General features: G+C 69.4%; 16 protein-coding genes. 11 read left to right on the top strand and 5 right to left on the bottom strand.

Going from position 1 to position 22,689, the window contains the following annotated elements; genetic code table 11:
- Positions 1-9 precede the first annotated feature (9 nt).
- The 9 genes from hrpA (at position 10) to KK141_RS00910 (ending at position 15,437) form a co-directional block, all read left to right on the top strand.
- A complete protein-coding gene (gene hrpA, locus KK141_RS00950; protein ID WP_214569611.1) occupies positions 10-4,110 on the top strand; it encodes an ATP-dependent RNA helicase HrpA in 4,101 nt (1,366 codons plus the stop codon).
- Between the two features lie 50 nt (positions 4,111-4,160).
- Positions 4,161-6,296 carry a bifunctional (p)ppGpp synthetase/guanosine-3',5'-bis(diphosphate) 3'-pyrophosphohydrolase gene (locus tag KK141_RS00945; protein WP_214569610.1) on the top strand — a complete coding sequence of 712 codons (2,136 nt, stop codon included), beginning with the start codon at positions 4,161-4,163 and terminating at the stop codon, positions 6,294-6,296.
- An 86-nt stretch (positions 6,297-6,382) separates the two neighbouring features.
- A complete protein-coding gene (locus KK141_RS00940) occupies positions 6,383-8,095 on the top strand; it encodes a hypothetical protein (RefSeq protein WP_214569609.1) in 1,713 nt (570 codons plus the stop codon).
- Between the two features lie 11 nt (positions 8,096-8,106).
- Positions 8,107-8,970 carry an NAD-dependent epimerase/dehydratase family protein gene (locus KK141_RS00935; protein WP_214569608.1) on the top strand — a complete coding sequence of 288 codons (864 nt, stop codon included), beginning with the start codon at positions 8,107-8,109 and terminating at the stop codon, positions 8,968-8,970.
- A 232-nt stretch (positions 8,971-9,202) separates the two neighbouring features.
- Complete coding sequence (gene mrcB, locus KK141_RS00930; RefSeq protein WP_214569607.1) at positions 9,203-11,530, top strand: penicillin-binding protein 1B; 2,328 nt, start codon at positions 9,203-9,205, stop codon at positions 11,528-11,530.
- A 2-nt stretch (positions 11,531-11,532) separates the two neighbouring features.
- Entirely contained in the window at positions 11,533-12,057 is a 525-nt protein-coding gene (locus tag KK141_RS00925) for a tetratricopeptide repeat protein (protein ID WP_214569606.1), read from the top strand.
- 207 nt (positions 12,058-12,264) lie between these two features.
- Positions 12,265-13,230, top strand: a complete 966-nt coding sequence (locus KK141_RS00920) for an acyltransferase (protein WP_345777548.1) — start codon at positions 12,265-12,267, stop codon at positions 13,228-13,230.
- Entirely contained in the window at positions 13,227-13,439 is a 213-nt protein-coding gene (locus tag KK141_RS00915; RefSeq protein ID WP_214569604.1) for a hypothetical protein, read from the top strand. Before KK141_RS00920 ends, KK141_RS00915 begins: the two co-directional genes overlap by 4 nt.
- A gap of 42 nt (positions 13,440-13,481) precedes the next feature.
- On the top strand, positions 13,482-15,437 hold the full coding sequence (locus tag KK141_RS00910) for an ATP-dependent DNA helicase (RefSeq protein ID WP_250901468.1): 1,956 nt from the start codon (positions 13,482-13,484) through the stop codon (positions 15,435-15,437).
- A gap of 66 nt (positions 15,438-15,503) precedes the next feature.
- On the opposite strand, the gene KK141_RS00905 is transcribed toward KK141_RS00910, so the two are convergent.
- From KK141_RS00905 to KK141_RS00895, 3 genes are all read right to left on the bottom strand, one after another.
- Positions 15,504-16,763, bottom strand: a complete 1,260-nt coding sequence (locus tag KK141_RS00905) for an RNA polymerase sigma factor (protein WP_214569603.1) — start codon at positions 16,761-16,763, stop codon at positions 15,504-15,506.
- Positions 16,764-16,971: 208 nt separating this feature from the next.
- A complete protein-coding gene (locus tag KK141_RS00900) occupies positions 16,972-17,394 on the bottom strand; it encodes a VOC family protein (RefSeq protein ID WP_214569602.1) in 423 nt (140 codons plus the stop codon).
- A gap of 30 nt (positions 17,395-17,424) precedes the next feature.
- Complete coding sequence (locus tag KK141_RS00895) at positions 17,425-17,856, bottom strand: YciI family protein (protein WP_214569601.1); 432 nt, start codon at positions 17,854-17,856, stop codon at positions 17,425-17,427.
- A 212-nt stretch (positions 17,857-18,068) separates the two neighbouring features.
- On the opposite strand from KK141_RS00895, the gene tsaB reads away from it, so the two are divergent.
- The gene (gene tsaB, locus KK141_RS00890) at positions 18,069-18,758 is read left to right on the top strand and encodes a tRNA (adenosine(37)-N6)-threonylcarbamoyltransferase complex dimerization subunit type 1 TsaB (RefSeq protein WP_214569600.1); all 690 of its coding nucleotides are present in this window, start codon (positions 18,069-18,071) and stop codon (positions 18,756-18,758) included.
- Here the strand turns inward: tsaB and KK141_RS00885 are convergent, their stop codons facing one another.
- Positions 18,759-19,784, bottom strand: a complete 1,026-nt coding sequence (locus KK141_RS00885) for a putative sulfate exporter family transporter (RefSeq protein WP_214569599.1) — start codon at positions 19,782-19,784, stop codon at positions 18,759-18,761.
- An 87-nt stretch (positions 19,785-19,871) separates the two neighbouring features.
- On the opposite strand from KK141_RS00885, the gene KK141_RS00880 reads away from it, so the two are divergent.
- Positions 19,872-20,753: a LysR family transcriptional regulator gene (locus tag KK141_RS00880; RefSeq protein WP_214569598.1), complete on the top strand. Its 882-nt coding sequence runs from the start codon at positions 19,872-19,874 to the stop codon at positions 20,751-20,753.
- A 104-nt stretch (positions 20,754-20,857) separates the two neighbouring features.
- Here the strand turns inward: KK141_RS00880 and ptsP are convergent, their stop codons facing one another.
- Positions 20,858-22,588 carry a phosphoenolpyruvate--protein phosphotransferase gene (gene ptsP, locus KK141_RS00875; protein WP_214569597.1) on the bottom strand — a complete coding sequence of 577 codons (1,731 nt, stop codon included), beginning with the start codon at positions 22,586-22,588 and terminating at the stop codon, positions 20,858-20,860.
- Between the last annotated feature and the right edge of the window lie 101 nt (positions 22,589-22,689).

The following is a 22,689-nucleotide window of genomic DNA, read 5'->3' as shown; positions in this document are numbered from 1 at the left end:
TGCGGTCCGATGAGCGACACACCTGCCTCCCGACCCATTCCGCCCGATGACCGCCTGCGCAGCCTGCGCAAGGCGCTGGACGGCGTTTCCAGCCGCGATTTCGGCCGATTGCTGGGGCGCTGGCGCGGCCTGTCGCGCCGTGCCGACGACAAGAAGCTGGAGGCGCTGGCCGGCGACATCGAGCGTTCCGCGGCAAAGCGCCGCGTCCGTGCCGAGGCCAAGCCGGCCATCCGCCTGGACGAATCGCTGCCGATCACCGCGCGCGCCGAGGAGATCGTCGAGCTGATCCGCCGCCACCAGGTGGTGGTGATCGCCGGCGAGACCGGCTCCGGCAAGACCACCCAGCTGCCCAAGCTGTGCCTGGCCGCCGGCCGCGGCGAGGCCGGCATGATCGGCTGCACCCAGCCGCGCCGCCTGGCCGCCCGCTCGGTGGCACGCCGCGTGGCGGAGGAACTGGGCACCCAGCTGGGCGACCAGGTCGGTTTCCAGGTGCGCTTCAACGACCAGGTGTCCGAGCGCAGCCTGGTCAAGTTCATGACCGATGGCATCCTGCTGGCCGAGACCCAGGGCGATCCGTGGCTGTCGGCCTACGACACGATCATCATCGACGAGGCGCACGAGCGCAGCCTCAACATCGATTTCCTGCTGGGGTATCTCAAGCGGCTGGCGGTGAAGCGGCCGGACCTGAAGATCATCGTCACCTCCGCCACCATCGACACCGCGCGCTTCGCCGAGCATTTCGGCAACGCGCCGGTGGTGTCGGTCGAAGGCCGCGCCTATCCGGTGGACGTGCGCTGGCGCTCGCTGGACGAACTGGGCGAACGCCGCGGCCGCGACATGCAGCAGGGCGGCGCCGAGCACGTGGCGGCGGTGCTGGACGAACTTACCCGCGAGGACCCGCGCGGCGACGTGCTGGTGTTCTTGCCCGGCGAGCGCGAGATCCGCGACGCGCACCTGCTGCTGTCGCGCCGGCAATACCGCGAGACGGAAATCCTGCCGCTGTACGCGCGCCTGTCCGCCGCCGACCAGGACCGCGTGTTCAAGCCCGGCCCCAAGCGCCGCGTGGTGCTGACCACCAACGTGGCCGAGACCTCGCTCACCGTGCCGCGCATCCGCTACGTGATCGACTCGGGCCTGGCGCGCATCAAGCGCTACAGCCAGCGCAGCCAGCTCGAACGCCTGCACGTGGAACCGGTGTCGCGCGCCGCCGCCGACCAGCGCAAGGGCCGCTGCGGCCGCGTCGGGCCGGGCATCTGCTACCGCCTGTACGACGAGGCCGACTACCACGCGCGCGCCGCCTTCACCGACCCGGAACTGCTGCGCTCCTCGCTGGCCAACGTGATCCTGCGCATGCTGTCGCTGCAGCTGGGCGAGGTGGACGAGTTCCCGTTCCTGGAGGCGCCGGATCCGCGCGTGGTGGCCGACGGCTATCGGCGCCTGGCCGAGATTTCGGCGATCGACGAGCACAAGAAGCTGACGCCGGTGGGCCGCACGCTCGCACGGCTGCCGATCGACGTGCAGCTGGCGCGCATGCTGGTGGAAGCGAACCAGCTGGGCAGCTTGCGCGAACTGCTGGTGCTGGTGGCCTTCCTCAGCATCCAGGACCCGCGCGAGCGGCCGGCGGATGCGCGGCAGCAGGCGGATCAGGCGCATGCGCAGTTCAGCGATCCGAAGTCGGATTTCGCCGGGGTGCTGAATCTTTGGCGGGCTTATGACGAGTCGCACAAGGAGTTGACGCAGTCGAAGCTGCGCGATTGGTGTTCGCGCAATTTCCTGAGCTTCATGCGGATGCGGGAGTGGCGGGAGCTGCATCGGCAGCTTTTGCTGGTGTCTGACGAGTTGGGGTGGCACAACACTTCTCCCTCTCCCCTCCGGGGAGAGGGCCGGGGTGAGGGGCCACGGGTGCGACAGACTCTGTCCGCGCCTCAGGCAAAAAAAGCCGCTCCGAACAAACCATCCCGCGAGCCTCGCCCCCTCACCCCAGCCCTCTCCCCGGAGGGGAGAGGGGGCGAGGTTGAGGGTGACGATCAGCGTCTCTACGAAGCCGTGCACCGCAGCCTGCTGGCAGGCCTCCCCACCCAGGTCGGCCACAAGGACGAAAAAGGCCTCTACCGCGGCACCCGCGAACGCCGCTTCCAGGTGTTCCCCGGCTCGGCGCTGGCCAAGGTGCCGCCGAATTGGATCTTCGCCGCGCAGATCCTCGATGTCGGCGGCAAGGTGTGGGGCATGATGTGCGCCCGCGTGGAGCCGCTGTGGATCGAGCAGCAGGCCGCGCATCTGCTCAAGGCCAGCTGCCGCGACGCGCACTGGTCGCGCAAGCGCGGCACCGTGGTGGCCTACGAGCAGGTGAGCCTGTTCGGCCTGACCCTGGTCGAGCGCCGGCCGGTCACCTTCCAGCAGCAGGACCCGCCGCTGGCGCACGAGATCTTCCTGCGCGAGGCGCTGGCGCGCGGCGATATCGAAGCGCGCGCCGACTTCGTGCGCGCGAATCTGCGCGTAATGGAGGATGCGCGCGGCATCGAGGCGAAGCAGCGCCGCGAAGGTCTGATCCGGCACGAGGACGATCTCGCCGCCTTCTTCGAAGGCAAGCTGCCGCAGGACATCGCCAGCAGCCGCGGATTGGACGCGTGGTACAGCCGTGCGCGGCCCACCGAACAGGCGGCGCTGCGCTGGTCGTTGGACGACGTGATGGCGGGTGGCGCAGGCCTGGATCCGAAGGCATTTCCCGCTTCGCTCGATATTCCACCGATGACCATGGATGGTCGAGTGCCGCGGGCGCAGGATGCGCAGGAGCGGCCGCAGCGCTATCGCCTCGAATACCGCTTCGTCCCTGGCGACGACGCGGACGGCGTCACGCTGCATCTCCCACTGGCCATGCTCAACGCCTTGCCCGCCGCGCGCTGCGAATGGCTGGTCCCCGGCCTGCTCGGCGAAAAGGTCGCCGAACTGATCCGCGGCCTGCCTAAGCCGCTGCGCCGCAACTTCGTGCCGGCGCCGGATTTCGCGCGCGCCTTCGTCGAAGCGGAAGCGCCGCGCGACGAGCCATTGCCCAAGGCGCTGGCCGCCTTCCTCAAGCGCGCCACCGGCGTGGACATCGCCGCGAACGAATTCGACGCGGCCGCGCTGCCCGCGCATTTCCGCATGCGTTTCCGCCTGCACGACGAGAACGGCCGCACGCTTGCCGCCGGCCGCGATCTGGCCGCGCTGCGCGGGCAGTGGGAAGGGCAGGCGCGCGAGGCGTTCTCGCGCAAGACCGATCTGGAACTGACCCGCGAGGACGTCACCCGCTGGGATTTCGAGGACATCCCGGCGCAGGTGCGTTCCGACGGCGGGCTGATGGCCTTCCCCGCGCTGGTCGACCTGGGCGATGCCGTGGCGCTGCGCGTGTTCGAGCGCAGCGACGAGGCGCGCGAGGCGCATCGCGGCGGCGTGGTTCGCCTGCTGCGCAATGCGCTGGCCAGCGAGATGAAACAGGTGCGCCGCCGCCTGCCGGTGGGCAATCCGCTGGCGCTGAAATACGCGCCGCTGGGCAGCGTCGACAGCCTGCGCGAAGACCTCGCCGAAGGCGGCTTCGCCGATCTGCTGGAACGCCACGCGCTGGATGCGCGCACCGCCGGTGCGTTCGAAACCCTGCATACCCAGGCCAACCGCGAGCTGTTCGGCGCGGCGGTGGAGCGGCTGAAGCTGGCCGAGCCGATCATCGAAGCGCAGGCCGAGCTGAAGCCCTGGCTGGAGCCGCCGCTGATCGGCTTCGCCCGCGCCAGCTACGACGACCTGCGCGAACAGCTGGTGCATCTGCTGGAGCCGGGCTTCCTGCGCGAGCTGCCGACCGCGCGGCTGGCGCACTTCCCGCGTTACCTGAAAGCCATGCGCCTGCGCGCCGAGCGCCTGCGCCAGGACCCGGCCAAGGACCAGCAGCGCATGCTGCAGGTTCTGCCGTATTGGCGCGAATACCTCAAGCATCGCGCGGCGGGCGCCGAGCCGGCCGCGCTGGCGGAGCTGCGCTGGCTGATCGAGGAATGGCGCGTGTCGCTGTTCGCGCAGGAGCTGAAGACGGCCGAACCGGTCTCGGCCAAGCGGCTGGCGCGGGCGTTGGAAGCGCTGGGCTGAAACGCGGGCGCAGGCCCTAGAATGAGCGCATCCGCTTAAGGACGTCCCGCGTGGTCCAAGCCGCCCCCACCGCAGCATCCAGCCTGGCCCAGTGGCGCGACCGCGCCGCCGCGCCGGCGCCCGTGCTGGCGCAGGCGCTGCAGGCCTGTGCGGGGCATGCGCTGCGCGAAGCCGAATGCGTGGACGTGCTCGACCTGCTGGCCATGCTCGGCTGCGACGCGCAGACCCAGGCCGCGGCGCTGTGGTTCGAGCTGGCGCGGGTGAAGCCCGAAGCCTGGGCCACCATCGAACCCACCCTGGCGCCGGAACTGCAGCGCCTGGTGCAGGGCCAACTGGCGGCGGAGAAGGTCTGGGCGCTGCATGCGCAGCAGGCGCCGCAGAGCGGATCGGAAGGCCTGCGCCGGCTGCTGCTGGCGATCATCCGCGACCTGCGCGTGGTGTTCGTGCTGCTGGCGCGGCAGCTGGCGCGCATGCGCGGCGCCAGCGCGCTGGCGGAAGCGGAGCGGGTGGAACTGGCGCGGCTGACCCGCGACATCCACGCGCCGCTGGCCAACCGCCTCGGCATCTGGCAGCTGAAGTGGGAGCTGGAAGACCTGGCCTTCCGCTATCTGCAGCCGGAAACCTATCGCCGCATCGCCAAGCTGCTGGACGAGCGGCGCACCGACCGCGAGAGCTTTATCCGCGAATCGCTGCACCAGCTGCGACGCTCGCTCGATGCCGCCGGCATCCGCGCCGACCTGGCCGGGCGGCCCAAGCACATCTATTCCATCTGGAAAAAGATGCAGCGCAAGTCGCTGGAGTTCTCCGACCTGTACGACATCCGCGCGATCCGCGTGCTGGTCGACAGCGTGGCGGACTGCTACGGCGCGCTCGGCGTGGTGCATACGCTGTGGCCGCATCTGCCGGGCGAATTCGACGACTACATCGCGCGGCCCAAGGGCAACGACTACCGCTCGCTGCATACCGCGGTGATCGGCCCGCACGGCAAGACGCTGGAAGTGCAGATCCGCACGCACGAGATGCACCGCGTCAACGAGCTGGGCGTGGCCGCGCACTGGCGCTACAAGGAAGGCGGCAGCGCCGACAGCGAGTTCGAGGCGAAGATCGCCTGGATGCGCCGTCTGCTGGAACCGAAGGCCGAGAGCGAAGGCGACCTGGCCGCGGAACTGCATACGGAGCTGATGGAAGACCGCGTCTACGTGCTCACGCCGCGCGGCGAAGTGGTCGACCTGCCGCGCGGCGCCACCGTGCTGGATTTCGCCTATCACGTGCACACCGAAGTGGGCCATCGCTGCCGCGGCGCCAAGGTGAACGGGCGCATCGTGCCGCTCACCCACCAGCCGCACAGCGGCGACCGCATCGAGATTCTTACCGCCAAGCTGGGCGATCCGAGCCGCGACTGGCTGTCCGCGCATCACGGCTACCTCAACACTTCGCGTGCCCGCGAAAAGGTGCGCGCCTGGTTCCGCCGCAGCGCGCACGACGCCAACCTCGCCGCCGGGCGCGCGATGTTCGAGCGCGAACTGAAGCGCCTTGCGCTGGCGGCGCCGGATCTCAGCAAGCTGCCGGCGCATTTCCATCTCAAGCAGCTGGACGACGTGCTGGTGGCGCTGGCGCTGGGCGAGATCACGCCGGGCCAGATCGCCCGCGTGCTGCAGGAAGCCGAGACGCCGCCGGTGGAGATGACCCAGTCGCAGCTGCCGGTGGCTTCGCGCCACAGCACGCTCGATCACAGCGCGCTGAGCATCGAGGGCGTGGGCAACCTGCTCACCACCCTGGCGCGCTGCTGCCAGCCGCTGCCGGGCGACCCGGTGCGCGGCTTCGTCACGCGCGGGCGCGGGGTGTCGGTGCATCGCGCCGATTGCCCCAGCCTGGCGCGGCTGGCGCGGCGCGATCCGGACCGGGTGATCGAGGTGGAGTGGGGCAAGGCCGCCGCCCAGGCCTACGAAGTGGACGTGGAAATCCGCGGCTACGATCGCAAGGGCTTGCAGAAGGACGTGACCAGCGTGATCAGCAACGCCGGCACCCACATCATCGCCTCGTCCAGCCGGGTGTTCGTGCGCACCGGCGAAGTGGAAATGCGCTTCACCCTGCGCGTGCGCGATTTCGAGCAGCTCTCCACCCTGCTGGCCCGCGTGGTGGCCCTGCCGAACGTGGTGGACGCCAGGCGCGTCGGCGGCGGCTGAAGCCCGCCTTTTCGGGGCGGCGGCAGACACGCGGCGGGGCCATGGCGCGGTGCTAAGCTCCCGCGGTCGAAACGATTGTGTGGACCATGAACGGACGCAGAGACCAGCACGAATCCGATCCGCAGGGGCGCACGGAACCCACCCTGGGCAACCTCGATCAGCTCGACGCCGCCGATGCGCGCGACGCGCGCAAACCGGACGACGGCCTGCCCAAGGTGACCGTGGATGCCGGCCAGCGCCGCGCCCATGCGAACGAAGGCCGCTCTGCGCGCGAATCGCGCGCATCCTCCGGCAAGCGCGGCTGGCTATGGCCGCTGCTGCTGCTGGTGGCGATCGGCGTCGGCGTTACTTTCTATCTGGAACAGGACCGCGTGCGCGGCCTGCTGCCCACCACGGAACTCAACGACGTGCTCGGCCGCGCCGAGCAGGCGCTGCACGACGGCCGCCTGGACGGCAACGACGGCAGCAGCGCGCGCGAACTGTTCGAAGCGGCGCGCGCACTGGAACCGGACAACGACCGCGCCCGCGACGGCCTGCGCAAGGTCGGCCTGGCCGAAGTGGCCAAGGCGGATGCCGCGCTGGCCGCCGGCAAGCCGGACGAAGCGGAGCAGGCCACCAATGCCGCGCGCGAACTGCTCGGCGGCGGCAGCGACGTGGACCGCCTGAGCCAGGCGATCGCCAAGGCGCGCGGCGCCAGCTTCGAAGCCGGCACCCTGGTCGACCAGGCGCAGCAGGCCATGAACGACGGCCGCCCGGCCGATGCCGGCGCGCTGTACAAGCGCATCCTCGCCGCCGACCCCGGCAATGCGGTGGCTTCGCACGGTCTGGACAAGGTGGGCGACGCGCTGGCCGCGCAGGCGCACAAGGAAATCGACGCCGGCGACCGCGCCGCCGCCGGCGCCAGCGTCGACCGCCTCGCCGCGCTGCTGCCCAACTATGGCGAGTTGCCTTCATTGCGCGCCGCGCTGGTGCAGGACCAGAAGGAAGACGACGGCCAGCTGTCCGAGGCGATCCGCCTGGGCCAGGCCGCGCTGCGCGCGGGCCGTATCAGCGGCAGCGGCAGCGATACCGCGCTGGCGCATTTCAAGGACGCGCTGGCGCTGGATCCGGACAACGCCCAGGCCAAGGCCGGGCTGGGCCAGGTGGCGCAGGCGCTGGTGGTGCAGGCCAATGCCGCGCAGGACAGCGGCGACGCCGCCCAGGCCAGCCGCCTGCTGGACCAGGCCGCCGAGCTGGCGCCGAAATCGGCAGAACTGGCCGCGGCGCGCGCGCATCTGAGCGACACCGCGCATCGTCCCAGCGAAGGCGTGGTGCCCGGCGCGCTGCCGCAGGCGGATGCGCAGGCCGAACTCACTCCGCAGCAGAACGCCGAGCTGGCGCGGCTGGTGCGCCAGGCCGAAGCGGCCGCGCGCAGCGGCAACGTGATGCTGCCGCCCGGCGAAAGCGCCTACGACCTGTATCGCCGCGCGCTGGCCATCGACGGCAATAACGAGGCCGCGCGCCGCGGCCTGCAGGAGCTGCCGGCGACGGTGGTGCAGCAGTTCAACCAGGCGCTGTCCAACGGCAACCTGCAGCAGGCCGGCGAGCGCCTCAACGATCTCGGCGACCTGGCGCCCGGCGAAGCCGGCCAGGCGGAACTGCGCCAGCGGCTGGCCAATGCGTGGATGGATCAGGCGGAAAAACGCCTTTCCGGCGGCGACCGCCCCGCCGCCGCGCAGGCGCTGGACCACGCGCGCAAGCTGGCGCCGGGCAATCCGCGGCTGACCAGCATCACCGCGCGCCTGCAGGCCGGCGGTTGAGCCTTATCTCCATGCGTGTCCTCGTCTTCGGCGCCAGCAGCCAGATCGGGCATTTCCTGCTGCCGCGCCTGCGCGAGCGCGGCGCGGACGTGGTCGCGGTGAGCCGGCGCGCGCGCGACGGCGCGGGCGTGACCTGGCTGCAGGGCGACCTGCCGCACGACGTGCCGGCGATCGGCGAGATCTCGGCGATCGTCAGCTTCGGCCCCCTGCAGGGGCTGGCCGACTGGCTGCTCGGGGCGACGTTCGAAGGCGCGCCGCGGGTGATCGCCACCAGTTCGATGAGTGCGGAGAGCAAGCGCGAATCTGCCGTGCCGGCCGAGCGCGCGCTGTCGCGCCAGCTGCGCGATGCGGAAGCGGCGCTGGCGGCGATCTGCGAGCGCCGCGGCTGCGCCTGGACGGTGTTCCGGCCCACCCTGGTGTACGGCGCCGGCCTGGACAAGAGCCTTACCCCGATCGCCCGCCGCGCCGTGCGCACGCGGGTGTTTCCGCTGCCGGCCGGGCGCGGCCAGCGCCAGCCGGTGCATGCCGATGACATCGCCCAGGCCGTGCTGGCCGCGCTGGATACGCCACTGGCTGCCGGCAAGGTGATCCCGCTGGGAGGCGGCGAGCGGCTGCATGCCGGCGAGATGTTTGCCCGCGTGCGGCGCAGCCTGCCGGTGGCGACGCTGCCGGTGCCGCTGCCGGCCTGGCTGCTGCGGCTGGGCCGCCATGCGGTGCCGCGCTTGCGCGGACCGCTGGCGCGGCTGGAGAGCGACCTGATCGCCGACAACAGCGCCGTGCAGCAGCTGCTGGGCATTTCGCCGAGGCCGTTCCGGCCCGACGCGGCGTGCTGGGGGATGGCTAAAGCCCCTCTCCCACCGGCGACCCGAAGGTAGTCCCCGTGGGAGAGAGGGGTTGGGGTGAGGATGCGGGCGGAGCGCAGCAGTGAGGTGTGCCGCTTCGGCCGGACCCTCATCCGGCTGCCACCACCTTCTCCCGGAGGGAGAAGGATTCCAGCTTGGTGACTGAGGGACGCCATCGTCCTGCCCGAAAACCCCCGCCCGCATTCATATGCGCGCCGGGAAGCACCCCCTATGATCGACCCCTTATCGTTCAGGATTCCCCCCGTTGGCCTTTCTGACCCGACTCCGCTCGCTTGCAAGCGCTATCTGGCCCTGGGTGCGCATTCCCTTCTGGATCGGCCTGGGCCTGTTCTTCGGCTTCGTGCTGCCGTACACCCTGGTGCTGAACAAGCGCGTGCAGGACCGCTTCAACGACCTGGTCTTCGCCGTCCCCACCCGCGTCTATGCCCGCCCGCTGGCGCTGGAAGCCGGCGCGCCGATGACGCCGGGCGCGCTGGAACTGGAGCTGACCTTCGCCGGCTACGGCAATGACGGCCACGGCCAGGTCGCCGGCACCTGGGCCAAGGACGGTTCCACTTATGTGATTTCCTCGCGCGGCTTCGCCGGTCCCGATGGCGGCGAGCTGCCGCACCGCATCCGCGTGGCGCTGAACAAGAGCGCGGTGGTGTCGGTGAAGGACGCCGCCAGCGGCAAGGCGATCGAGACGGCGCACCTGGATCCGGCGCGCATCGCCACGGTGTACGGCTCGCAGCAGGAAGAGCGCCGCATCGTGCGCCTGGCCGACGTGCCGCCGATGCTGATTGCCGGCCTGCAGGCGGTCGAGGACCGCGACTTCAAGCACCACATCGGCATCGACTTCAGCGCGATCCTGCGCGCCAGCTTCGCCAACCTGCGCGCCGGCCACACCGTGCAGGGCGGTTCCACGCTGACCCAGCAGCTGGTGCGCAACCTGTTCCTGGACCGCGATCAGAACTTCACGCGCAAATTCAACGAAGCGCTGATGTCGATCCTGATCGAAGCGCACTACGACAAGGGCCGCATCCTGGAGGCCTACGTCAACCAGGTGTTCCTGGGCCAGCAGGGCGCGCAGGCGGTGCACGGTTTCGCCGCCGCGTCGGAGTTCTATTTCGGCCGCCGCATGGAAGACCTGCGCCCGCAGGAAATGGCCTTGCTGATCGGCATGGTGAAGGGTCCGAGCTATTACGACCCGCGCCGCTATCCGGACCGCGCACTGTCGCGCCGTAACCTGGTGCTGGAGCAGTTCGCCAGCACCGGTCTGCTGCCGCCGGAGCAGGCCAAGGCCGCCGAAGCGACGCCGCTGGGCATCGTCAGCAACGGCCAGCTGCCGCATAACCGCTTCCCGGCCTTCATGCAGCTGGTGCGCGCGCAGATCACCAACGATTTCGACGACGCCACGCTCAGCGCCGGCAATTTGAGCATCTTCACCACGCTCGATCCCGCCGCCCAGCTGTATGCGGAGCAGGGCATCACCACCGCGATGGCGGGCCTGGGCAAGCGCGGCGAAGCGGCGCAGGCGGCGGCGGTGGTCACCGACGCGCAGACCGGCAGCGTGCTGGCCATCGTCGGCAGCAAGGACCCGGGCGACCAGGGCTTCAACCGCGCGATCGATGCGCGCCGCTCGATCGGCTCGCTGATCAAGCCGCTGGTGTACCTGGTGGCGCTGGCGCAGCCGGAACGCTGGAACCTCGGCTCGCCGGTGGAAGACACGCCGATCAGCATGCGCCAGCCCGACGGCACGCAGTGGACGCCGAAGAACGACGAAGGCGATGTGCACGGTTCGGTGCCGATGGTCGACGCGCTGGTGCATTCGTGGAACCTGGCGACGATCCATCTCGGCCTGGAAGTGGGCCTGCCGCGCATCAAGTCGTTCCTGGAATCGTTCGGCCTGGAAGACGTCAATCCCAGCCCCTCGCTGCTGCTCGGCGCGCAGGGCATCCCGCCGCTGCAGGTGGCGCAGCTGTACCAGTACATCGCCGCCGACGGCCATGCGCTGCCCCTGGTGGCGGTGCGCGGCGTGGTCGATGCCGACGGCAAGACGGTCAAGCGCTACGAAGTGAAGACCGGCAACGGCGAATACCAGCTGGCCGTGCGCCAGGTGACCTGGGCCATGCAGCAGGTGGTGCGTTCGGGCACCGCGGCGGCGATCGGCAAGACCCTGCCCAGCCTCAATGCGGCCGGCAAGACCGGTACCAGCAACGAGATGCGCGACAGCTGGTTCGCCGGCTTCACCGCCGATCACCTCGCCGTGTTCTGGATGGGCCGCGACGACAACAAGCCCAGCGGCCTGTATGGCGCCACCGGCAGCCTGCGCGCATGGCAGGAGCTGTTCCGCAAATTGCCGTCCAAGCCGCTGCCCGCGGCGCCGGGCGAGGGCCTGGAGATGGCCTGGGTGAATCCGGCCGACGGCAAGCGCACCGATCCTTCCTGCGAAGGCGCGCGGCAGCTCCCGGTGGTTGCGGGTACGCTTGCGCAGGATTCCGAAGGCTGCTTCTGGCAGCGCGTCCAGAACTGGTTCGGCGGCGACGACAACAAGTCGCCGGCGCCGGCCTCTACCGCTCCCATCCGAGATTGATCATGTCGTACCGCCGTCTGCTGCTCGCTTCCACCGTCCTGACCACGCTCGCGCTGGCCGCCTGCAACCAGCCTGCCGCACCGTCGCAGGCGACCCGCCCGACGCGTTCGGACGCCGACATCCTGGCGTCGATCCAGGCGGCGGGGGACAAGGAGAAGTCGGTGATCGACGTGCATCCCCTGCGCGATCCCGGCGTCGCTTCGCTGCAGGACGCCGCGCAGGCCGACGTGCGCACGGGGCAGTTCGACGCAGCGGCAGCGAAGCTCGATTCGGCGATCAAGCTCAGCCCGAATTCGCCGGACCTGCTGCAGGATCGCGCCGAGATGGCGATCCGCTTGAAGGACTACGCCACGGCCGAGCAGCTTGCGCGCAAGTCGTGGGAAATCGGTCCGCGCCTGGGCCCGCTGTGCGCGCGCAACTGGCAGACCATCGAAGAGCTGCGCGATCGCGCGGGCGATCAGGCGGCTGCGGCTACGGCGGGCAAGTGGGTGAAGCAGTGCCACGTGGAAGGCGTGCCGCGTTATTGATGCCTGCGTAGTTTCTTTCCGGGGAAATCGAGCCGCGCAGGATGAACATCGCGCCAAGGCGTGTTCCGGCGCACCGTTCTTTCTTTTTCCAGAAGACTTGAAGCAAGTCCGCTGATCTAATGCATCCTTGAGCGCTCAGGGCCGGTATCGAGAGAACCTCTTGGCCGGCCCGGGTGAATGAATTCATGGATGCATGCCGGAGGATGAGTGGAAAAGGATCGGGCTGCTGACGGACTGCGCGGCATGGCTGCGCTGGCCGTATTTTTTGCGCACTTTTTCCTGACCTTTTACCCAGGCGGGTTCCAGCATTTCTTTCCCTGGGCGGTCGCGCCCGGCGCGCTTTCCGGATGGGCCGAAAGGATTCTGCAGCTTCCGTTCCTGTCCGCGCTGGTCAGCGGCGGACTTCCCGTCTGCATTTTTTTCGTGTTGAGCGGCTATGTGCTGACGAGGCAATACGCCAGGAGCGGAAGCCTCGATGCGCTGCGTTCGCTCGCCGGTCGCCGATACCTCAGGCTGGGCATCCCGGTCTTTGCCAGCATCATGTTTTCCTATGGCCTGTTTTGCCTGGGGCCGTATCAGGTCGGCGCGGTCGCGCAGATCACCAGGTCGGCATGGCTGACCTCGCAGAGCATCCATGGGCAGCCAGGTTTTCTGGATGCGCTCAAGGACGGCCTCTACGGTGCGATCTTCCTGGGCCGCGTCGGTCTCAATACGCCGCTATGGACCATACGCATCGAGTTCATCGGCTCGATGCTTATTTTCGCGTACTCCGCGCTTGCCTGGCGCGGCAAGCGCGGTGCGATCAGTGCGGCGCTGTACCTGGCGATGATTTATTTCTACACGCCGCGGGAATGGCCGTATTACCTGGCCTTTCTGATCGGCAGCTATCTCGGGAACGCGCATTTCAGGCTGGGTGGATGGGCGTCTGCCGGCAGCGTTCTGCTCGCGCTTTATCTGTCGAGCATGGACGGCTCGCCGATGTTCGCCTGGCTGCACGTGCTTCCGTTCGAGCCGGGCATCCTGGTGGCGCTATGCCACGTGCTGGCCGGGAGCCTGATCGTGATGGTGACGCGCTATGGCAGGTTCGGGGGGGGATGCTTACGCTGCGGCCGGTTCAATTTCTCGGCCGCATCTCCTATTCGCTGTATCTGGTGCACGTTCCCATCATCATGACCCTGGGCTGCGGAGTGTTCCTGAGTCTTGAGGCGGGAAGCATTCGATTGCTGGCGGTGGGCGTGACGCTGGCGGCGACGCTTACCACGGTCGTCCTGGTGGCGTGGATGTTCGAGCGCTATGTGGACCAGCCGGCGATCAGGCTGTCCAGGCTGCTCGTCCGGCATGAGCGGCGGAATCCGAGCGTGGCAGCCGATCTCTCCTCCTGACCGGTACCAGCCTTCGCGCCAGCGCCCGCGCGGGCATGACGCATGGCGTTCCCGTCGGCGATACTTGCCGCCATGACCGACACCGACATATCCGCGCTGCTGGGCGCGGATGGCCCCTTCGCCCGCGAACTGCCCAACTTCGCTCCGCGCGCCGCCCAGCAGGCGATGGCGCGGGCGGTCGAGCATGCGATTGCCGAGCGCGAGACGCTGATTGCGGAAGCGGGCACGGGCACCGGTAAAACCTATGCGTATCTGGTGCCGGCCTTGCTGTCGGGCGAGCGGGTGATTATTTCGACCGGCACCAAGGCGCTGCAGGATCAGCTGTATTTCCGCGATCTGCCGAAGGTGCGCTCGGTGCTCGGTGCGCGTTTGAAGACGGCGCTGCTCAAGGGGCGCGCGAATTACCTGTGCCTCTATCGCCTCGACCAGACCGTGCGCGAAGGGGCGACCTTCGACCGCGTGCAGGCTTCGCAGCTGGCGGCAATCCGCGCGTGGTCCGCGCGCACGCGCCAGGGCGACCGCATGGAGCTGGCCGAGGTGCCGGAGGAATCGCCGATGTGGCCGCGCGTCACTTCCACGCCGGAGAACTGCATCGGCGTGGAGTGTCCGTTCTTCGACGACTGCCACGTGGTGAAGGCGCGGCGCGAGGCGCAAGAGGCGGATCTGGTGGTGGTCAATCACCATCTGCTGTTTGCCGACCTGGCGTTGAAGCAGGAAGGCTTCGGCGAGATTCTGCCGGGTGCGCAGGCTTTCATCCTGGACGAGGCGCACCAGGTGCCGGAACTCGCCGGCCAGTTCTTTTCGCAGAGCATCAGCGCGCGTCAGCTCACCGAGCTGGCGCAGGATGCGCTGGGCGAATGCAATGGCATCACCGGCGCGATCGGGCTGGTGCTGGAGCCGGTGGAGTCGCTGCGCGAGGCGGTGCGCAAGCTGCGCCTGGCGATGGATGCGCTGCCGGAACGCGGGCCGTTCCATCAGCTGGAACAATCGTCCGCGGTGTCGGAGTCGCTGCACGACGTGCGCGAGCTGCTGGCCGCGCTGACCGACGTGCTGGCCTCGCAGGCGGAACGCTCGCGCGGCTTCGCCAATGCGCACGAGCGCGCGGCGCTGTACAGCGAGCGGCTGGACCGCATCGTCGAGCAGGCGGACGAACAGGACGTGCGCTGGTACGAGCTGTTCCCGCGCGGCTTCGCGCTGCATGCCACGCCGCTGGACCTTGCCGCGCCGATGCGCGCCTTGCGCGAGCGTGCGCAGGCGGCGTGGATCCATACCTCGGCCACCTTGTCGGTGGCGGGGCAGTTCGGGCATTTCGCGCGGCAGCTGGGGCTGGACGATCCGGTCACGCTGAGCCTGGAAAGCCCGTTCGATTACGCGCGCCAGGCGCTGTGCTATCTGCCGCCGGGCCTGCCCGATCCCGCCGCGCGCGACTACACCGAACGCGTGATCGATGCGGTGCTGCCGGTGCTGCACGCGTCGAACGGCCGCGCCTTCCTGCTGTTCACTTCGCATCGCGCGCTGCGCCGCGCGGCCGAGCTGCTGGAAGGGCGCGTGCCGTGGCCGCTGTTCGTGCAGGGCACGGCGCCGCGGCATCGGCTGCTGGAGGATTTCCGCGCCAGCGGCCACGGCGTGCTGCTCGGCGCGGCCAGTTTCTGGGAAGGCGTGGACGTGGCCGGCGAGGCGCTGAGCGTGGTGGTGATCGACAAGCTGCCGTTCGCCGCGCCGGACGACCCGGTGCTGCAGGCGCGGCTGGATGCGCTGGAGCAGGCCGGCATCAATCCCTTCATGGGCTGGCAGGTGCCCAATGCGGTGATCGCGCTGAAGCAGGGCGTGGGGCGGCTGATCCGCGACGTGCGCGACCGCGGCGTGCTGGTGCTGTGCGATCCGCGCCTGAGCAGCAAGGGTTATGGACGGCTGTTCCTGGCCAGCCTGCCGCCGATGCCGCGCACCAAGGAGCTCGGTGAGGTGCAGGCGTTCTTCGCAGAGACTGCAACGACGTAGGTTGGGGTGATAACCCCAACGTGGCCTGGCGTATGTCGAGCCGATGTTGGGGTTGTCACCCCCAACCTACTCGCAGGAGCGCGCGCGTTCCAGCAGCAGGTCCTGCTCGCGCACATTGCGCGTGAGCGAAGCGGCGCGCTCGAACTCGCGCCTGGCTTCGTCCATGCGGCCGAGCTTGCGCAGCAGGTCGCCGCGTACGCTGGGCAACAGGTGGTAGTTCTTCAGCGAAGGCTCGTTGACCAGGCCTTCCACGATCACCAGCGCCGCCGCCGGGCCCGCGGCCATCGACACTGCCACCGCACGGTTCAATTCCACCACCGGCGAGGGCGCGATCTGCGCCAGCTCCGCGTACAGCGTGGCGATGCGCCGCCAGTCGGTGGCTTCGGCGGTGCGCGCACGCGCGTGGCAGGCGGCGATGGCGGCCTGGCTGGTGTAGATGCCGCGCTGTTCCGACAGGCGTTCGGCGCGTTCCAGCGAGGCCAGGCCGCGGCTGATCAGCAGGCGGTCCCACTGCGCGCGGTTCTGGTCCAGCAGCAGGATCGGCTCGCCGGTGGGGCCGGTGCGCGCCTTGGCGCGCGAGGCCTGGATTTCCATCAGCGCGGACAGGCCATGCGCCTCCGGTTCGCGCGGCACCAGCTCGGCGAGCACGCGGCCCAGGCGCAGCGCTTCCTCGCACAGGGCGGGGCGCATCCAGTCGTCGCCGGCGGTGGCGGAATAGCCTTCGTTGAAGATCAGATAGATGACGCCGAGCACCGAGGTCAGGCGCTCGTGCAGTTCCTCGCCGCGCGGCACTTCGAACGGCACCTTGGCTTCGGCCAGCGTGCGTTTGGCGCGCACGATGCGCTGGGCCACGGTGGGTTCGGGTACCAGGAAGGCGCGGGCGATCTCGTCGGTGGTGAGGCCACCGAGCAGGCGCAGGGTGAGTGCGACGCGCGCTTCCATCGACAGCACCGGATGGCAGGCGGTGAAGACCAGCCGCAGCATGTCGTCGCCGATATGGTCGTCGGCGGCGAGCTCCACTTCGGAATAGGCCAGTTCCTGATCCGCTTCCAGGTCGCGGCCGATTTCCTCGTGCTTGCGCTCCAGCAGCTTGTGCCGGCGCAGGCGGTCGATGGCGCGGTGCTTGGCGGTGGTCATCAGCCAGGCGCCAGGGTTGTCCGGTACGCCGCTGTTGGGCCATTGCTCCAGCGCCGCGACGAGCGCGTCCTGGGCCAGTTCCTCGGCCAGGCCGACGTCGCGCACCATGCGCGCGAGTCCGGCGATGAGCTTGGCGGATTCGATGCGCCAGACGGCGTCGATGGTGCGATGGATGTCGGAGGCGGTCACGGGGGGCGATCAGAGCACCCCGCCGTCTCAGGACGCAAGACGGCGACAGCTGAAGCCCCTCTCCCCCTGGGAGAGGGGTTGGGGTGAGGGTGCGGGCGGAGCGGTGCGCTCGACTCCGCCCGTACCCTCATCCGGCTGCCGCCACCTTCTCTCCCACGGGGACTACCTTCGGGTCGCCGGAGGGAGAAGGATTCACTAGGCTGCGTTGTTACTGCTGCTGCATGGTCAGGATCATCCAGTCCACGCCGAACTTGTCGGTGAGCATGCCGAAGCTGGAGGTGAAGAAGGTCTTGTCCAGCGGCATGGTGACCGTACCGCCTTCGGCCAGGGCGTCGAAGCGCTTGCGCGCCTCGGCGTCGGTGGCGCAGGTGAGCGAGAGCGAGAAGCCGCTGAAGGCGGTCTTGCCGCTGTTGAAGCCGTCGGTGGCCATCACCGTGGTCTCGCCGATGCGGAAGGCCGAGTGCATCACCTTGTCCTCGAAGCCCGGCGCCGGCATGCAGCCTTCCTGCGGCTCGACGGGGCTGTCCTTGTAGCGCATCAGCATGTCGACCTTGGCGTCGACGGCCTGCTTGTAGAACTCGATGGCTTCATCGCAACGGCCTTCGAAGTGGAGGTAGGGCTGGACGATCATGGGTGCGGCTCCTGGTGTGAGTGGAAGGGATCAGTGGCTGGGACGGGCGGCGACTTCGGCGCGCAGGCGTTCTTCCTGCGCGCGCAGTTCGGGGGTGAATTCGGCGCCGAAATCTTCGGCTTCGAAGACCTGGCGGATCTCGATATCCGACTCTTCGTTCATCGGGTTGGGGCAGCGCTTGACCCATTCGATCGCTTCTTCCAGCGACTTGACCTGGATCAGCCAGAAGCCGGCGATCAGCTCCTTGGTCTCGGCGAACGGGCCGTCGATCACGGTGCGCTTGCTGCCGGAGAAACGTACGCGGGCGCCGCGCGAACTCGGATGCAGGCCTTCGCCGGCGAGCATGATGCCGGCCTTCACCAACTCTTCGTTGTATTTGCCCATCGCGGTGAGCAGTTCCTCGCTCGGCATCACGCCGGCTTCGGATTCCTTGGTGGCATGGACGATCAACATGAAACGCATGGGCGATCTCCTCTTCGGCTGGTTTCGGCCCCGCGGGGCGGGGTCTCTTGCCTAGGCGACGAACGGAAGGGGAGGAAATCGACATCCGTGCGCACCGCGCCCGGGCATGCCGCCGCGCTGCCCCGAACCGGCCGCGGAAGGCCAGCCACGCGCCCTGCGCGGGCGCTGTGATGGCGACCTGGCATGACGCCAGCGGCTACCATGGTGCCCCTATGAATCTGCTCGCCATCGAAACCTCCACCGAAGCCTGTTCCGTCGCCCTGGTCCATGGCGACGAGGTGATCGCCCGCAGCGAAATCGCTCCCCGCCGCCACGCCGAACTGGTGCTGCCCATGGCCGACAGCCTGTTGGCCGAGGCCGGCCTGGGCCGCCATGCGCTGGATGCGATCGCGGTGGGCCGCGGGCCGGGTGCGTTCACCGGCGTGCGCCTGGCCATCTCGCTGGCGCAGGGCATGGCGCTGGCGCTGGACCGGCCGGTAGTGACGGTGTCGTCGCTGGCCGCGCTGGCGCTGGAGGCGCCGGAAAGCGAGGGCTCGATCCTGGCGGTGATCGACGCGCGCATGGGCGAGGTTTATGCGGCCGCTTACCGGCGCGATGCCTACGGCGGCCTGGTGGCGCTGGACGAGGAGCGGGTCTGCCCGCCGGAAGCGCTGCGCCTGCCGCGGGCCGAGGGCTGGCATGTGGTGGGTTCGGGCTGGGCCACCTATGCGGGCGTGCTGCTGGAGCGGATCGCGGCGCCCGTGCTGTCCGAGCGCGGCGACTGCTATCCGCAGGCCGAGCACATCGCAGAACTGGCGGTGCGCGAATTCCGCGCCGGCCATGCGCAGGCACCGGAACTGGCCCTGCCGGTCTATCTGCGCGACAAGGTGGCGCTCACCCTGGTCGAGCAGGGCAAGGCCTGATCAAAGCTGGCCGATCGCCAGCTGCACCAGCAGGCTGCTGATCGACACCGCCGCCCACACACCCAGGCCCAGCAGGATCGGCCGGGCGCCGGTGGAAGCCATGCGGCGCAGGTTGGACGACAGGCCGATCGCGGTCAGCGCCACGATGATCAGGAATTCGGCGGCCATATGGATGGCCGGCTGGATCGCGACCGGAATCAGGCCGGCCGTGCGCAGACCCGAGGCGACCAGGAACCACAGGATGAACCAGGGGAAGATCTTCTTCAGGCTGAAGTCGCTCTGGCCCTGCTTCTTCTCGCGCCAGGCCACCAGCAGGGCCAGCACCAGGCAGATCGGGATGATCAGCGTCGCGCGGGTGAGCTTGACGATGGTGGCGTAGTCGCCTGCCGCCTTGCTGAAGCTGTAGCCGGCCGCGACCACGGAGGAGGTGTCGTTGATCGCCGTGCCGGCCCACAGGCCGAAGCCCAGGTCCGAGAGGTGCAGCACGTGGCCCAGCAGCGGGAACAGCAGCACCGCGACCAGGTTGAACAGGAAGATGGTCGAGATGGCGAAGGCGGTCTCGTGCTCGTCCGGCTTGATGATCGGCGTGACCGCGGCGATGGCCGAGCCGCCGCAGATCGCGGTGCCCACGCCGATCAGGATCTTCAGCTTGTCCTGCACCTTCAGCGCGCGGCCCAGGCCCCAGGCGGCCAGGAAGGCCACCGTGATAGTGACCAGGGTGACCGACAGCGATTCCAGGCCAGTGCGGGCCACCTGGTCCAGGCTCAGCCCGAAGCCCAGGGCGATGATCGACCACTGCAGCACCTGCTTGCCGGCGAACTGGATGCCCGGGGTATAGGTGCCGCTCGGCGCGAACACGTTGCGCACCAGGATGCCCAGCACGATGCCGAACACCGGCCCGCCCACCAGTGGCGCGACCCGGCCCAGGCCCAGCGCCGCCAGGGCCACCAGCATCGCCAGCAGCAGGCCGGGGGCGCGTTGGCCGAAGGAGGGGGCGGGGGCGGTGGGGATGCTGGTGGCGGCCATGGGGGTGTCCTCGAAGTCGAGGCATTGTCCTGGCGCCATTCGATCAGGAAAACTTTAAATATCTGATCGATGGAATAAGATTAGCTGATGATCAATATCAGCCCGCGCCAGCTGGAGGTCTTCGTGCAGATCGCCCGCCTGGGCAGCGTCCGCGCCGCCGCCGAGGCCCTGCACCTGACCCAGCCGGCCGCGAGCATGGCCCTGGCCGAGATGGAGCGGCAGCTGGACGCCCCGGTGTTCGCCCGCGAGCGCGGCCGGCTGCGGCTCAACACGCGCGGCCGCGAACTGCTGCCGCTGGCGCAGGAGCTGCTGGAGCGCTACGCCGAATTCGGCCGCCTGGGCCGCGGTGGTGCCGCCTCGCTGGCGGGCGAGCTGCGCATCGGCGCCAGCAATACGGTGGGCAATTACCTGGTCGGCGCGCTGCTGGGGGATTTCGTGCGGGCGCATCCGCAGGTGGCGATCCGGCTGCGCGTGGCCAATACCGATGCGATCGCCGCCGCCTTGCTGGCGCACGAGCTGGACGTGGGCTGCGTGGAAGGCCCCGTGGTGCATCCCGCGCTGGAGATGGAGCCGTGGCGCGACGACATCCTGGTGGTGTGCGCCTCGCCCGACCATCCGCTGGCCCGCCGCGGCCAGCTGCGGCCGCAGGACTTCGCCGGGGCGCGCTGGGTGCTGCGCGAACCCGGCTCGGCCACGCGCGCCAACAACGAACGCGTGCTGGCCCAGCTGCCGCCGGGCGAGACGGTGCTGGAGCTGGATCAGATCGAAGCGATCAAGCAGGCGGTGGTGGCGGGGCTGGGCATCGCCTGTCTGCCGGCGGTGGCGGTGACCGACGCATTGGCGACCGGACGCTTGGAAGCGCTGCACACGCCGTTCCTGGATCTGCGCCGCAAGCTGTTCCTGCTGACGCACCGGGAGAAGTATCGAGGCGCGTTGCTGGATGCGTTTCTGGTCAATGCGCGAGCCTGATGTAGGTTGGGGTGAGCGCAGCGAACCCCAACGATGCGGCGGCGTGTAGACATGTTGGGGTTCGCCTTCGGCTCACCCCAACCTACGCTTGACGTCGACGCGCTTCAGCAGGTAATCCGCGACAGCAGATCTTCCGCTTCCTCATGCGTCCGGCAACGCAGGATCGCCGGCGCCAGCCGCCGCAGACCCTTGTGATTCAACGCCGCGATGCGGTCGCGCACGTGCAGCAGCTGGCTGGAGTGCATGCTGAATTCGCACAGGCCCAGCGCCAGCAGCAGGGCGGTGAACTTGGTGTCGCCGCCGATCTCGCCGCACAGGCTGACCGGCTTGCCGGCGCGGCGGCCGGCGGCGATCACGTAGGAGATCAGCCGCAGCAAGGCCGGCTGCAGCGGGTTGTAGATATTGTCGAGCGCGTCGTTGCCGCGGTCCGAGGCCAGCACGTACTGCGCCAGGTCGTTGGTGCCGATGGCGAGGAAGTCCGCGTGCTCCAGCAGCGAGCGCACGTTGATCGCCGCCGCGGGCACTTCGATCATCGCGCCGAGCTGCAGTTTTTCCGGCAGGTCGATGTTCTCGCGCTTCAAGTCCTGGCGCGCCAGCTTGAACAGCGTGCGCACGGCGATCAGTTCGTCCGGCTGGGTGACCATCGGCACCAGCACGCGCACCGGGCCGTAGCAGGCGGCGCGCAGGATGGCGCGGATCTGCGTGGTGAACACCGCCGGATAGCGCAGCGACAGGCGCACGCCGCGCACGCCGAGCGCGGGGTTTTCTTCGCCGCGCAGGGCCAGGCCCGCCGCGTCGGCCTTGTCGGCGCCCAGGTCCAGCGTGCGGATGGTCACCGGCAGGCCGCCCATGCCCAGCACCAGGTCGCGGTAGGCGATGAACTGTTCGTCCTCGGACGGCAGGCCCTTGTGGCGCAGGAACAGGAATTCGGTGCGGTACAGGCCCACGCCATCGGCGCCGCGCGCGCGCGCCATGGCGATGTCGGCGCTGGTCTCGGCATTGGCGAGCAGACGGATGTCGGTGCCGTCGCGGGTGCGCGTGGGCGCATTCGCCAGCGAGGCCAGGCGGCGGCCTTCCTGCTGCGCCTCGCGCTGCCAGGCGCGGTAGCGGGCCAGGTCCTGCGCGGTGGGATGCACCACCGCTTCGCCGCGCTCGGCGTCGAGCAGGATCAGGTCGTCGTCGTGGATGGTGGCGAGCGCGTCGCGCACGCCGACCAGCATGGGCAGGTCCAGGCTGCGCGCCAGGATCGCGCTGTGCGAATACGGACTGCCGGAACTGGCCACCACGCCGAGCAGGCCGTTGCCGGCCAGGTGCGCCATGTCGGCCGGCGCGATGGTGTCGGCGATCAGGATCTCGCCCACGCGCGCGGCGAGCTTGCGCTCCTCGCGGCTGGTCTGGCGCTGCAGGGCGGAGATGACGCGGTTGATGACCTGGTCGACGTCTTCCTTGCGGCTGCGCAGGTAGGGGTCGTCCATCGCCTCGAACACCGCGGCGAGGCGGTCGCGCTGTTTTTTTAGCGCGGCGCCGGGGCGGTAGTGGCCGATGCGGACCAGGTCGTCGAGGCCGCGCAGCAGTTCCTGGTCGTCCAGCAGCAGGCTGTGCGCGTCGATGAATTCGTTGACTTCGCGCGCCAGCGCGCCGTGCAGCTTGCCGCGCAGTTCGCGCAGTTCCTGGCGGGCGGTGTCGAGCGCGCGGTGGAGTTTTTCCAGCTCGACGTCGACCTCGTCCTCGGCCAGCGGACGCGTGTCGACCAGATAGCGGCTCGGCTGCACCAGCCGCGCGCGGCCCAAGGCCATGCCGCGGGAGGCGTTGGAACCGGGCAGCACGTGCCTCATGCGGCGGCTCCATGGCTGCGGAACAGCAACGAAGCGTGCGGCGCGCCTTGCGGCATGCGGCGGTTCAAGCTTCGTGTCCTCTGCGCCATGGGCAACTCCAC

Source organism: Dyella sp. LX-66 (genome assembly GCF_018599165.1).
GTDB classification, from domain to species: domain Bacteria; phylum Pseudomonadota; class Gammaproteobacteria; order Xanthomonadales; family Rhodanobacteraceae; genus Dyella_D; species Dyella_D marensis.
The sequence above is the reverse complement of the archived record's forward strand: the minus strand, read 5'-3'. Positions and strand labels throughout refer to the sequence as shown.